At 71.1% G+C, this 12,489-nt stretch carries 11 protein-coding genes and 2 tRNA genes; 4 read left to right on the forward strand and 9 right to left on the reverse strand.

What is annotated here, in order from left to right; all coding sequences use genetic code 11:
* Positions 1-116: 116 nt before the first annotated feature.
* A complete protein-coding gene (locus ACGFIE_RS28925) occupies positions 117-1,448 on the forward strand; it encodes an ABC transporter substrate-binding protein (RefSeq protein WP_393300490.1) in 1,332 nt (443 codons plus the stop codon).
* A gap of 55 nt (positions 1,449-1,503) precedes the next feature.
* On the opposite strand, the gene ACGFIE_RS28930 is transcribed toward ACGFIE_RS28925, so the two are convergent.
* Positions 1,504-1,758, reverse strand: a complete 255-nt coding sequence (locus ACGFIE_RS28930) for a hypothetical protein (protein ID WP_393300493.1) — start codon at positions 1,756-1,758, stop codon at positions 1,504-1,506.
* Between the two features lie 365 nt (positions 1,759-2,123).
* Here ACGFIE_RS28930 and ACGFIE_RS28935 point away from each other — a divergent pair, with 365 nt between their 5' ends.
* Positions 2,124-2,663: a hypothetical protein gene (locus tag ACGFIE_RS28935; RefSeq protein ID WP_393300496.1), complete on the forward strand. Its 540-nt coding sequence runs from the start codon at positions 2,124-2,126 to the stop codon at positions 2,661-2,663.
* 31 nt (positions 2,664-2,694) lie between these two features.
* Here ACGFIE_RS28935 and ACGFIE_RS28940 read toward each other — a convergent pair.
* The 6 genes from ACGFIE_RS28940 to ACGFIE_RS28965 all read right to left on the reverse strand — a co-directional run bounded on the left by ACGFIE_RS28940 (position 2,695) and on the right by ACGFIE_RS28965 (position 8,767).
* Positions 2,695-2,771, reverse strand: a tRNA-Met gene (locus ACGFIE_RS28940).
* Between the two features lie 125 nt (positions 2,772-2,896).
* Positions 2,897-2,970 (reverse strand) — tRNA-Met (locus ACGFIE_RS28945).
* Positions 2,971-3,030: 60 nt separating this feature from the next.
* A complete protein-coding gene (locus ACGFIE_RS28950) occupies positions 3,031-3,996 on the reverse strand; it encodes a hypothetical protein (protein WP_393300499.1) in 966 nt (321 codons plus the stop codon).
* Positions 3,986-4,495 (reverse strand): RNA polymerase sigma factor, encoded by a 510-nt coding sequence (locus ACGFIE_RS28955; RefSeq protein WP_393300502.1) that lies wholly within the window; start codon positions 4,493-4,495, stop codon positions 3,986-3,988. Before ACGFIE_RS28955 ends, ACGFIE_RS28950 begins: the two co-directional genes overlap by 11 nt.
* Positions 4,496-4,681: 186 nt before the next feature.
* On the reverse strand, positions 4,682-7,657 hold the full coding sequence (locus tag ACGFIE_RS28960; protein WP_393300505.1) for a UPF0182 family protein: 2,976 nt from the start codon (positions 7,655-7,657) through the stop codon (positions 4,682-4,684).
* Positions 7,658-7,753: 96 nt separating this feature from the next.
* Positions 7,754-8,767: a PDZ domain-containing protein gene (locus ACGFIE_RS28965; RefSeq protein ID WP_363680093.1), complete on the reverse strand. Its 1,014-nt coding sequence runs from the start codon at positions 8,765-8,767 to the stop codon at positions 7,754-7,756.
* Positions 8,768-8,951: 184 nt separating this feature from the next.
* Here ACGFIE_RS28965 and ACGFIE_RS28970 point away from each other — a divergent pair, with 184 nt between their 5' ends.
* Positions 8,952-10,184 carry a zinc-dependent metalloprotease gene (locus tag ACGFIE_RS28970; RefSeq protein ID WP_393300534.1) on the forward strand — a complete coding sequence of 411 codons (1,233 nt, stop codon included), beginning with the start codon at positions 8,952-8,954 and terminating at the stop codon, positions 10,182-10,184.
* A 188-nt stretch (positions 10,185-10,372) separates the two neighbouring features.
* Here the strand turns inward: ACGFIE_RS28970 and ACGFIE_RS28975 are convergent, their stop codons facing one another.
* Both ACGFIE_RS28975 and ACGFIE_RS28980 read right to left on the reverse strand, forming a co-directional pair.
* Positions 10,373-10,981, reverse strand: coding sequence for a hypothetical protein (locus ACGFIE_RS28975; protein WP_393300510.1), 609 nt, complete (start codon positions 10,979-10,981; stop codon positions 10,373-10,375).
* 146 nt (positions 10,982-11,127) lie between these two features.
* On the reverse strand, positions 11,128-11,658 hold the full coding sequence (locus ACGFIE_RS28980) for a M48 family metallopeptidase (protein ID WP_393300513.1): 531 nt from the start codon (positions 11,656-11,658) through the stop codon (positions 11,128-11,130).
* 525 nt (positions 11,659-12,183) lie between these two features.
* On the opposite strand from ACGFIE_RS28980, the gene ACGFIE_RS28985 reads away from it, so the two are divergent.
* A complete protein-coding gene (locus ACGFIE_RS28985; RefSeq protein WP_007464795.1) occupies positions 12,184-12,351 on the forward strand; it encodes a DUF5679 domain-containing protein in 168 nt (55 codons plus the stop codon).
* Positions 12,352-12,489: the final 138 nt, after the last annotated feature.

Consider the following 12,489-nt stretch of genomic DNA (forward strand, 5'->3'; position numbering starts at 1 on the left):
CGATATCGGGAGGACCGATTCGACCACCGGGGTCGGGGCTGACCGGATGGACGTTGACACCCTCCTGCGCCGCCTGCGTGAATGGTCCGACCCGTCCGTACGTGCCAGGAGCCCCCGTGCCCGTTGCCCGTCCCCCGATCGCCCGCTTCGGCGCCGACCCGGGCCGACGCCGAGTGCTCACCGCGCTGCTCGGCGCTCCCCTGCTGGCCACCGGTGGGCTGACCGGATGCAGCGACGGCGCCGACACCTCGACGCAGGACGGGCCGGTCGAGCTGTCCGTCTTCTGGTGGGGCACGACGAAGCGGGCCGAGTTGACGGAGAAGGCCCTTCGGCTGTATTCGGAGCGCAACCCACGGGTCAGCTTCCGGGTCACCTGGCAGGGCGCCGACGGCTACTACGAGCGGTTGGCCACCCAGGCGGCCGGCGGCAACATTCCGGACCTGATCCAGCTCGACGACTCCATGCTTACCGAATACTCCCAACGCCAGATCATCCTCGACCTCACCGAACGGACCGCCGACCACCGATTGGACCTGCGCGGCCTGCCGGACGGGCTGATCCGCTACGGCACCGTGGAAGGGCGGACGATGGCGGTGGCGGCCGGGCAGACCCTCGCGGCCGTGGTCTTCAACCGGGACCTGCTGCGCGAGCTGCGGGTGCCCGAACCGCGCGGCGGGATGTCCTGGGCGGACTACATCGCCTGGGCGCAGCAGGTCACCGAGGCCAGCGACGGCCAGGTGGCCGGCACGGTGGACGCGTCCGGCGACTACCGCGCCCTCTGGCTCTGGCTCCGGTCCCAGGGCAGCGACTTCTACCGGGGGCGGCAGCTCGGCTTCGGCGCCGAGGAGCTGATCGCCTGGTTCGAGCTGTGGCAGCGCGCCCGCACCGGGCGGGCAACCCCGGGCGCGGCCCTCGTCGAGCAGGCCGACAGCGGGGAGCCGACCCGACAGTTGGTGGTCACCGGGCTGACCGCCGCGTCCTTCGCCTGGTCGCACCAACTGCCGGAGCTGCAACGACTCACCAAATCCGAGCTGGGTGTGGTGGGCCTTCCCGGCCCCCCGGGCGCCCAGTGGCCACGGGCCTCGATGTTCTGGGCCGGGTTCCGGGGGACTCGCCACCCGGACACGGTGGTCGACGTGATCAACTTTCTGACCACGAACGGCGAGGCGGGCACCATCCTCGGCCACGAGCGGGGCCTCAACGCCAGTCTCGCCGTGCGCCGGTACACCGAGGGCAGCATCACCGACCCGGCTCAGCAGCGCGCCGCCGCGTTCGGTACCAGCATCGCCGGCCAACTGGGGCCGGCTCCCGCGCCACCGCCGAAGGGCCATGCCAGGGTGCGGTCTCTGCTCGTCGCCGCCGCGGAGAGTCTCCGCGCCCGGCGGGTCGGCACGCGGGCGGCCACCGCACGGTTCCTCGCCCAGGCCAACGCCGCCCTGGCCGCCTGACCCGGGCCGGCGCCGCCGACCGGTGGTCGTCGGCGGCCGGCCGGTTGGGCGGCGGTCAGCGCGGAGGGCCGCCGCGCCGGTTGCGCGTCAGACGCAGCACCAGGAACACGATGATCGCCACCACCACGAGGCAGCAGAGCAGACCGAGGAAACCGAAGCCGCCGCCGCCACGGGAGCGCCGCCGGGCGGCCTCCACCACCACCTCGCCGGGCCCCGTGGACGCCCACGCCGCGACCGGCACGAAGACCGCCAGGACAACCGCACCGAGGACCGCGCTGAGCCGGCCCCACCACTTCCCGAATGAAGACATGCGCCCATCCTCGCCGAAGGACGCAACCTCGGCACGTCGGTCCACGCCGAATTCACGCCGACGCCGCGGGCGGCCGGGCGGCCGGAGCAGACCCGCCGCCGGAAATGCTCCCGCAACCTCCCCGCAAAGATGATGATCTTTACAGGAATCCATGGAGGTGATCGGATTCGGCAACCGGTCACACCTGGAGGCACTGTGCGGCTCTCTCTCACCCGAAGATCTGCGGCAACAGCGGTAGGCGTCACAGTCGTCGCCGCTCTGGTCACCCCCACGTCGCCGCGTCGCCGCCACCGCCCACACCACCAGCCCGCAGCGGTGACGCTCCCGGTACGCCGGTCAGGGTCACGCTGATCACCGGCGACACGGTGACGGTGACTCCGGGACGCGACGGAACGCCGCCCACCGTGGACGTCGCGCGCCCGTCGGGCGCCACCGGCGCCGTACGCGTCGCCACCGAGGGCGGCGACACCTACGTGTATCCCGACGAGGCGCTGCCGTACCTGGCGACCGGTCGCCTCGACAGGCAGCTCTTCGACGTGACCCAGCTCGTCGCCCAGGGCTTCGACGACGCGCGGACAAGCGCGCTCCCCCTGATCGTGACCCGCACGACGGGCTCGGCGACGCTTCGGACCAGCACCGCGCTGCCGGGGGCGGAGACCACCCTGGACCTTCCGTCGGTACGGGGCCAGGCGATCCGGGCCGGCATCGGTGAACGCGCCGAGCCAGGCCGAGTACGTGTCCATCCGTGTCACCGCCGCGCAGCGCAACGGCGGTGGCGTCACCCAGACCGTCATGCGGGCCTTCGGCGTCAGGTGACAGCCGTGGGGGTCGGTGCCCGCCTGGCGCCGACCCCCACGCGCACCGAGGGTCGACACGACCGGGAACCAGAAAACCCGGCCCCATGATCTGGGACCGGGCTTCGGTGTGCACTTTCCGTGGTAGCGGGGACAGGATTTGAACCTGCGACCTCTGGGTTATGAGCCCAGCGAGCTACCGAGCTGCTCCACCCCGCGTCGACTGGTTAACCGTAGCGCATCCGCCCCGACGATGATCAGCGGGGTCCCCGCTGGGGCGGGACACGAGTCACCGGACATGGCGAAAGCCCGCCTCCGGCGAACCGGAGACGGGCTTTCAGTCGTAGCGGGGACAGGATTTGAACCTGCGACCTCTGGGTTATGAGCCCAGCGAGCTACCGAGCTGCTCCACCCCGCGTCGGCTCGTTAACCGTAGCGCACCGACCCGGGGCACCGCAAAACGACTCCGATACCGCCGTCAGCCGAGCCAGTTCTCGATCGCCGCCACCGCCCGGCGGCTGTCGGCGTCGACCTGCGCCCGTTGGCTGGAGGTGTTCTCCCAGCCCTGCTCCCAGAGGATGGTCACCACGTCGCCGACCCGGATCGCTCGGATCAGCCGCACGTCCTCCACACCGGTCGGGTCGCCGTTGACGTCCTGATCCGGGCGCCGCATCTCGAACAGCACCGACTCGTCGCCATAGCGGGTGTCCGTGAGCAGCCGCTGCCTGCTCAGCATCGATCCGCTGTCACCCGGCCGCTCCTGCTGCGGGCAGTCGCGTACCGCCCGCCGCAGCTCGTCCAGCAGGTCGTCGGCGCGTCCGGCCCGGTAGATGGTGATGGAGTGCGTGTACGTGCCGTCCGGGACGTGTCCCGCACCGGGATTCTGCGGCAGCTTGTAGACCACGTTCCGGGTCCGGCGCTGCACGATCGCCCCCTCACTCGAGTAGCGGGCGCCGCACAGGTTCGGCAGCACCTCAAGGTCCCGGAATTCCGGCGCGATGCCGATCTGGTTGGCCGCCGCGAGCCGGAAGAACGCCCGATCCGGGATGCTGGTCGGCGCCTTGGGCTGCGCCGCACCGGTGACACCGGGAGACGTCGCCGTCGTACCCGGCGAGCGTCCCGGCGGGGTCGGCGAGGCGGGCGGTGAGGCCGAACCACCGGTCACGCTCGGCGACGGCGACGGCGACGGCGACGGCGACGGCGATGGCGGCGCCGGCGGCGTGGGCGTGCCGGCCGGCGAGGGTACGGTCGCCGACTGCGGAGCGACCACCTGGGTCCCGACAGCCACGCCCACCACCAACAGCGCCGCGACAAGGGTGCTCCCGGCGACACGCAGCCTGGCCCGACGGTCCGCCTGGTGCCGCAGCACGTCGGGAACGCCCAGATCGCAAGCGTCGGCGTCGGCGGCAAGGGACCGGTACATCTCAGACAGTTCACGCGACATCGGTGGCCTCCAGTTCCACGACGGCGAGATCGGGCAGCAACGCGGCGAGTCGAGCCCGGCCGCGGGAAAGCCACGACTTCACAGTGCCAACCGGCACGTCGACCTCTCGGGCGATCTCCTCGACGGGCATGTCGAACAGGTAGTGCAGCGCCAACACCCGCCGGTGGGTTGCCGGCACCTGACGCAGCGCCTGGACCAGCAGCACGCTGTCCTCGTTGGGCGGAGGGACCGGCGGTGGAGGCCCAGCAAGCCGCAGCGCGCCACGCAGGCCGCGCAGCCGCCGCCAGCGATCGGTCGCCAGGCGGGACACCACCAGCCTCAGCCACGCCTCCGGCGCCGGATGCGCCGACAAGGTCCCCCACTGCCGCCAGGCCCGGGCATACGCCTCCTGCACCAGGTCCTGCGCCTCGTTGTGGTCGCTGGTGACCGCATAGCCGTACCGCACCATCCGCCGGGTTGTGCTGCGGTAAAAGTCGTCAAAGCTCTGCGCGTCCCTCACGACTGCTCCCCCTCGTCCCACCCCGTTGCAATGAGGACGGCCGACCGGTGCCGCAGGTTGCGGTCCGACCAAACCTGTCGGTGAGGTGACAGACGGGCACACCACCGGACACGGCGGAGCCCCCGCCGTCCGGACCGGCGTGGTCCGACGACGAGGGCTCCAAGACGTGCTCCCGGCTGTGGTGGATCAGCCGCCGGGGCTCGGCGGCGCGCTACCGCTCGGGTTGGCGGCCTGCTGCGCCTGCTGGAACGCGGTGAGCGCCTCATCCAGCGCCTTGAGCGCGCGACCGTACCGCTCGAAGTCGCCGGAGGTCTGCGCGGCGCGGACCTCGGTGATGGCGGCCTGCACCCGGTCCGCGGCAGTGGCCAGCGGGCCGGTAGGAGGCGGGTTGGTGCTGCCCGGCGTCGGCGTCGCGCTCGGGGTCGCCGTCGGCGACGGGTTGGTCGGGTTGCCCCCCGTGGTCGGCGGCGGCGAGGTGCCCTGCCCGGCCTTCTTACCCTGCTCGACCAGCTGCTTGATGCCGTCGTTGATGTTGTCGGCGAGCGCCACGAACGAGCCGCCGTCACCGTAGGAGAGCAGCACCTTCTGCAACAGCGGGTACGCGTCCTGCTGGTTGCTCTTCACGTAGACCGGCTCGACGTAGAGCATGCCGTCGGCGAAGGGCAACGAGAGCAGGTTGCCGTACTGCACCTGCGCCTGGTTGCTGGAGAGCAGGTTGAGCTGCTGGCGGATGTTCGCGTTGTTGGTCATCTGCTGGTGCACCTGCACCGGCCCGGAGATCCGGGTCTGGTCCGGCAGCTCCAGCACCTCCAGCCGGGGCTTCCCGTCGATGTACGACCCGGAGATCAACGCGGCCAGGTTCTGCCGGCCGTTCGGGGTGACCGCCGAGGTGAGCTGGAACCGGGGACCCTCCTGGCCGGGGAACTGGGTGAACAGGTAGTACGGAGGCTGCTTCTGGCCGCTGTCCGGCGCGTCGGGCACGTTCGGCACCTGCCAGAAGTCCTGCGCGGAGTAGAAGTCGCCCGGATTGGTCACGTGGAACTTGGTGAGCAGGTTGCGCTGCACCTTGAACATGTCGGCCGGGTAGCGCAGGTGCTCCGTCAGCTCGATCGGGATGTCCGCCTTCGGCTTGATCAGGTCCCCGCCGAACGCCTTGTTCCACGCCTTCAGCACCGGGTCGGTGTCGTCGTACTCGTAGAGCGTCACGGTGCCGTCGTACGCGTCGACGGTTGCCTTCACCGAGTTGCGCATGTAGTTGACGTTCTCCCGGGCCAACTGGAAGGTGCCCCGGTTGGTCAGCTCGTCGGTCGTCTCGACCTGGAGGTTGACCCGCTCGGCGTACGGGTAGGTCGCCGCCGTCGTGTAGCCGTCGACGATCCACTGCACCCGGCCGCCGACCACCGCCGGGTACGGGTCGCCGTCCAGGGTGAGGAACGGCGCGACCTTCTCCACCCGGTCCCGCGGGTTACGCACGTACAGCAGCTTGGAGTCCTTGTTCACCGCCTCGGAGAGCAGGAAGTTCGACTCCTGCTCCTTGATGGCGTACAGCAGTCGCCGGGTGAAGGAGCCGATCTTGACGCCGCCCTCGCCGGTGTAGGTGTAGGACTCGCCGCCACCCTCACCGACCGGCCTGTCGAACTCGGCCTTCTTGTTCGGGTCGGCCTGCCCGACGATCGCGTAGTCGTCGGCCGCCATCCGCTCGCCGTAGTAGATCCGCGGCTGCTTGGCGGGGATCTGCTCGGTCTGCGAGGAGCACGCCTCCTGGGTCTTCTCGCCGAGGAAGCCGGAGACGAAGAACGGCTGCCCGCCGCACACCACCTGGTTCGCCGGGGCGGCCACCAGGCCGTACCCGTGGGTGTAGACGGTGTGCCTGTTGATCCAGGTGTTCTGCTGGTCGGTCAGCTCGCCGTAGTTGATCTCCCGGACGCCGACGACGTAGTCGGAGGTCTTGCCGTTCACCCCGTACCTGTCGATGTCCAGCTTGGGGCCGAAGTCGTAGAAGCCCCGCACCTGCTGAAGCTGCGTGTACGTCTCGCTCACCAACTGCGGGTCGAGCAGCCGCACGTTCGACACCACGGACGTGTCGGTGGCCAGGTTCGCCGGTGGGGTGAGGTTGCTCGCCGCGTACGGGGTGGTCTCGGTTGCGCCCAAGCCGAACGCCGCCCGCGTGGCGTCGATGCTGCGCTGGATGTACGGCGCCTCCTTGTCCTTGGCGCTCGGCTTCACCTCGAAGGTCTGCACCGCCCAGGGGTAGATGCCGCCGATCGCCACCGCGGAGACGCCGAGCAGGGCGAGCGAGATGCCCGGCCAGACCAGGTTCCGCATCCAGGCGTTGGAGAACACGATGATCGCGATCGCCACGACGATCGAGATGTACGCCAGGATCTCCTTCGCCGGCAGCAACGCGTTGACGTCGGCGTAGCCGGCGCCGTACAGCTTGGCGCCCTCGTTGTACTCGAGCAGCATCGCGCGACGGTCCAGCACGTACGCCAGGGCCTTGAGCAGCACGAACACCGCGACGAGGGTGCTCAGGTGAGCGCGGGCCGCGTTGCTCATCCGGTCCCCGATGCCCTGCAGGCGAACCCCGCCGAAGAGGTAGTGCACCGCCAGCGCGCCGATCAGGGCCAACACCACGGCGGTGAAGCCGACACCGAGCAGGTAGCGCCAGAACGGCAGCTGGAAGACGTAGAAGCCGATGTCCACCCCGAACTCCGGGTCCTTGACCCCGAAGTCACCACCGTTGCGGAAGAGCAGCCACTGGTTCCACCGGCTCTGCCCGGACAGGCCCGCGAAGATCCCGACCACGGCGGCGGTAAGCGCGATCCAGGTGCCGAGGCGCGGGCTGAGCGCCATCCGGTAACGCTCCAGGGTGGCCTGCTCCACCGAATGCGGTCGCAGCCGCGGACGCAGCCGGTAGGCCAGCCACAGGTTGCCGCCGACGATCACCGCCATGCCGAGACCGATGACGAGGAACAGCATCAGCCGGGTGACGAGCACACCTGTGAAGACCTCGGTGTAGCGGACCTCGTCGAACCAGAGCCAGTCCGTCCAGGCTTGGACACCCCAGCCGAGCAGGGTGAAGAGCACGAACACCCCGACCAGGACAGCGATGGTGACGCGGCCGCGCCGGCTCATCCTCGGCAGGGGGCTGCTGCTACGCATTACCACTGTTGGCTCCGCACGCTCGATGTGATCGGCTCCGATCAGGCACCCAGAGTACGGGGTGTTTCTGAACGTGTCGGGGCACGGTCAGGCGGGTCAGCAGCGGGTCGGCTGACCACCCGCGCGCAGCGTCTCCAGAGCGGTGAGCGCCTCGTCCAGCGAGCCCACCTTCAGCAACGGCAGGTCGGGCTGCGGATTGCGGACCGCCTCGGCGCAGTTGTCGGCCGGCACGAGGAAGACCTTGGCCCCGGCATGCTTCGCACCGACCAGCTTCTGGGCGATCCCGCCGATCGGGCCGACAGTGCCCTCGTCGTCGATGGTGCCGGTGCCCGCGATGACCTTCCCGCCGGTGAGGTCGGCCGGTGTCAGCTTGTCCACGATGCCCAGGGCGAACATCAGGCCGGCGCTCGGGCCACCGATGTCCCCCAGGTCGATGCCGAGCGTGAACGGGTGCGGCTGCTGCTGGTCGATCTCGACACCGATGCGCGGCCGGCCGTCCTGCTCGCGGCTCGTCACCGTCGCGGTGGCCGCCGCGCCGTCGCGCGTGTAGTCGATCCGCAGGGCCGTACCGGACGGCTTGGCCCGGATCAACTCGGTGACCTTGGCGGCCACCGGCACCGGCTGGCCGTCCACCGAGGTGACCACGTCGCCGACCTTGAGCACCCCGGCGGACGGGCCGTCGGCGGCGACCGTCTTGATCACCACCTGCACCGGGAAGCCCAGCTCACGTAGCGCGGCGGTCTCGGCGCTGGTCTGCGAGACCTTGAAGTCCTCGGCGTTGCGCTGCTCGACCTGCTCGGTCGACTCCCCCGGCGGGTAGACCAGCTCACGCGGCACCACCGCCTCGTCGTCGGAGAACCAGCCGGCGATCGCCGAGCGGAGCCGCACCGTTGGCTGCACCCCCACGGTCGTCAGCCGGAGCTGGCCCGCGGACGTGGACGTCTCCCGGCCGGTGACCTGGATGACCTCCTTGCCGTCGGCCGTGCCGAGGGTGTTGACCGTCGGGCCCGGGCCGAGCACCACGTACGGGATCGGCACCCGGAGCACCCCGATGCTCAGCAGGGCGGTGAACAGGGCACCGAGCAGGACCGTCAGGCCGCGACGTCTCATGCGCCAGAGCGTACCGATTGCTCGGGGCCCGCCCGACGGATGCGGCGTGCGACTTCGCCCTCAGCGCAACGCCAGCGGCGGCTACCTGGGGCGCGGCCCGCGTACCGTAGACGTCGTGCCTGATATTCCGTTCGGTTTCGCGCTCCCGGGTGGTCAACCACCAGACCCCAACGATCCCGCGCAGATGCAGCAGTTCATGTCGCAGTTGCAGCACCTGCTCTCGGCGCCGGGCAGCGGGCCGGTCAACTGGGACCTGGCCCGGCAGGTGGCGGCCAGCCAACTCGCCGCCGCAGGCGACCCGGCGGTCTCCCCGTACGAGCGCAACGCGGTCGAGGAGGCGTTGCGCCTGGCCGACCTGTGGTTGGAGCCGGCCTCGTCCTGGCCGTCGGGCATCCAGTCCCCGGTCGCCTGGAACCGCAACGAGTGGATCTTCAAGACGCTCGACGTGTGGCGCAAGCTCTGCGATCCGGTGGCCAGCCGGATGGTCGGCGCGATGGGTGACCTGGTCCCGCCGGAGGCGCGCGCCCAGCTCGGCCCGATGCAGTCGATGGTCGCCAGCCTCGGTGGCGCGCTCTTCGGCGGTCAGCTGGGCCAGGCCCTCGGCTCGCTCGCCGCGGAGGTGCTCTCCGCCGGCGACATCGGGCTGCCGCTCGGCCCGGCCGGCACGGCCGCGCTGATCCCGGCCAACATCCGCGCGTACGGCGAGGGCCTGGAGCTGCCCGAGGACGAGGTACGCCTCTACGTGGCGCTGCGCGAGGCCGCCCACCAGCGGCTGTTCCAGCACGTCCCGTGGCTGCGCGGGCACGTGCTCAGCGCCGTGGAGATGTACGCCTCGGGCATCCGGGTCAACCGCGAGGCGATCGAGGAGGCGATGGGCCGCGTCGACCCGACCGACCCCGAGTCGATGCAGGCGATCGCCCTGGAAGGCATCTTCACCCCCGAGGACAGCCCGGCGCAGAAGGCCTCGCTGGCCCGGCTGGAGACCGCGTTGGCCCTGGTCGAGGGTTGGGTGTGCCACGTGGTGGACAGCGCGGCCAAGGACCGCCTGCCCAACGTCGTCCGGCTGGGCGAGGCGTTCCGTCGCCGCCGGGCCGCCGGCGGCCCCGCCGAGCAGACCTTCGCCGCGCTCGTCGGCCTGGAGCTGCGTCCGCGCCGGCTGCGCGAGGCGGCGGCCCTGTGGGCGGCGCTCACCGAGCACCGCGGTATCGAAGGCCGGGACGCCGTCTGGGGCCACCCCGACCTGCTCCCGTCGGACGACGACTTCGCCGACCCGGTGGCCTTCGCGATGAACGACATGGACCTGAGCGAGCTCGACAGCTTCGACTTCACGGCGCCCGGTGGGGCCCCGGAGAAGGCCCCGGGCCAGCCCGACGAGGCCGAGGGCGACACCGACGCCGACGGCGACAGCAAGGCCTGACGCGCACGTCCGGGTGCCCGCGCCACGCGGTGGCGGGCATCCGGCGCGCGTCCGTCCCCGGGTCGCCGATCAGCGAAGCGGCTGATCGAGTGGGGCGCTCGGTTGCCGACCAGCCGGAACGCCGGCGCAGCGCGCCGCCGCCGACCAGCCCGAACCGCCGACCAGCGGGAGGAGCGCGTGTTGCCTGGTCAGCCCGGGCGGCCCGATCCGGACAGCAGCGCGCGGGTGGCCTCCCAGCCCTCGAAGGCCGGATCCAGAGCGGCGAGGTCGGCCGGGCCGCGCTGCCGCCGCCAGCCGGCCGTGACGGCGACGTCCCCGGGCGCGGGAGCACCGGCTCGGGCGTCGGCCGGCGTCGCCGTGTCCAGGTCGAGCGGGGGCAGCCACTCCGGCACGGGCAGTCGTACGGCCACTCCGAGCAGACCCGGGCCGCCACCCTCCACCGGAGCGACGGCTACCGACCGGGTGGTGAGCGGACGCAGCAGCTTGCCGACGGTCAGCGCGGGCAGGTCGGGCACGTCAGCGGAGAGCACGGCCGCCTGGTCGTAGCCGTCCAACGCGGCGAACACGGCGTTCGGCGTCGGCTCGGCCACCTCGTACACCGCCGTGCCGGGCCAGACCAACGCGTCGGCGAGGGCTCGGTCGGCGGGGGTGACCGCGACCGCGACCTCCACCTCGTTGAGCGTGGCGAACAGGTCGACGACGTCTTCCGCGAGAGCCGCTCGCCATTCGGCCCGGTCGACGCCCGGCGGTGACCAGGGAACCGGCCCGAGCAACGCCACTACCACCCGTCGTGCCACCCCCCGACCCTAGCGCCAACCCCGGCCACAGCCGCACCGTGATCGACTCGTCTTCCTTGAAATCGTGGTATCCGGAAGGGGCATCGATAGCGCGGTTTTCAGGAACACGAGTCGATCAACCCCGATCAGCCCTCGCCCCGACGAGATCAGGTGGGGACTGGGGTGCAGGAGGCGGCGGCGACGCCTTCGAGGTAGCCGCGGGCGCGTTCCGACTTGGGGTAGCGACCGACCAGCGCCCAGAAGCGGGCGTTGTGGCTGGGCACGATGAGGTGGGTCAGCTCGTGCAGCAGCACGTAGTCGATGACCCAGTCGGGCATGTCCTGGACGCGGTGCGAGATGCGGATGCTGCGGTCGGCGGGGGTGCAGGAGCCCCAGCGGCCGTTCTGGTTGGTGACCCAGCGGACGCTGGCGGGCACCGCCTTCGCGCCGTACCCACCGAGGTAGAGGTCGATCAGGCGGCTGGCACGGGCGACCAGTTCGTCGTCCGACCGGGCGAGCCGGCCCTCGCGCGCGGCGAGTCGCGCCAACATGCGGTCGACCCACTCGCTCTCCTCGGCTCGGGAGAACTGGTCCGGGATGAGGACGACCACCCGCTCACCGTCACGGTACGCAGACACCGTGCGTCGCCGACGCTGGCTGCGCCGCACCTCGACGACCGGCTTACGCGTCCCCGCCATCACTGGCCCGCGCAGCCTCGGCTACGTGTCACGAAGGAAAGCTAATGCGTACTGACCAGGGGTCCGCAAGAGTCAACCGCACGACACGCGCCCAAAAGATGGTGATTGGTCGCCCACCGTCCCGAAAATTTCTTGGGCCGGCGGTCACCGGGACGCCGCCGGGCCGTCTCGTCACCCACCGTGTACGGCGGCGGGGCGATGCCGGGCGGCACCCCTCCACCGTAGGTGATCACCGTGCTCGGCGCCCCGCGGGGGCACTCGCACGGGTGGCTGTGAGGGTTTGGTCGGCGTGTCCCCGCCAAACTGACTTATTCGGCCTAATTCGCCATGCACACTCTCGACGTCGACTTGCTCACAGTGTCGATGCACAGCTGACATGGAACCGCCCAGACCTGGGTAGGGTCCGCGGACCAGCGGTCACGAAGGTGGCCGTGGAGTGAGACCCAGCGCCGGCGCCCCGTGTGGCCCGCCGCAGGGCAACCCGCCGGGACCGTATTGACCGGCGGACGAGACGAGGAGGGCACCGTGGCCGACCAGGCCCAGACCTACAACGGTTACTGCGTGAAGTGCAAGGAGAAGCGGGACTTCGAGGGGCACGTGGAGGTCTCGAAGACCGGTATGAACATGGCCAAAGGCAAGTGTCCGGTTTGCGGCACAACAGTGAACCGCATTCTCGGCAAGGCGAAGGTCTGACCCGTACGAATCAACGGGGGGGGGGGGGGGGGGGGGGGGGGGGGGCCGCCCCCCCCGGGGGGGGGGGGGGGGGGGGGGGGGGGGGGGGGGGGGGGGGGGGGGGGGGGGGGGGGCGGGGGGCCCGGGACCGGTGGTTTT

It is taken from the genome of Micromonospora sp. NPDC049275, from assembly GCF_043197115.1.
Classification (GTDB): Bacteria; Actinomycetota; Actinomycetes; order Mycobacteriales; family Micromonosporaceae; genus Micromonospora.

Bases quoted from the DNA above. Each gene is read 5' to 3' on its own strand.
- ACGFIE_RS28930 (WP_393300493.1), bottom strand. From the start codon at position 1,758: ATGTCTTCATTCGGGAAGTGGTGGGGCCGGCTCAGCGCGGTCCTCGGT.
- ACGFIE_RS28970 (WP_393300534.1), top strand. From the start codon at position 8,952: ATGCAGCAGTTCATGTCGCAGTTGCAGCACCTGCTCTCGGCGCCGGGC.
- ACGFIE_RS28980 (WP_393300513.1), bottom strand. From the start codon at position 11,658: ATGGCGGGGACGCGTAAGCCGGTCGTCGAGGTGCGGCGCAGCCAGCGT.
- ACGFIE_RS28960 (WP_393300505.1), bottom strand. From the start codon at position 7,657: ATGCGTAGCAGCAGCCCCCTGCCGAGGATGAGCCGGCGCGGCCGCGTC.
- ACGFIE_RS28950 (WP_393300499.1), bottom strand. From the start codon at position 3,996: ATGTCGCGTGAACTGTCTGAGATGTACCGGTCCCTTGCCGCCGACGCC.
- ACGFIE_RS28965 (WP_363680093.1), bottom strand. From the start codon at position 8,767: ATGAGACGTCGCGGCCTGACGGTCCTGCTCGGTGCCCTGTTCACCGCC.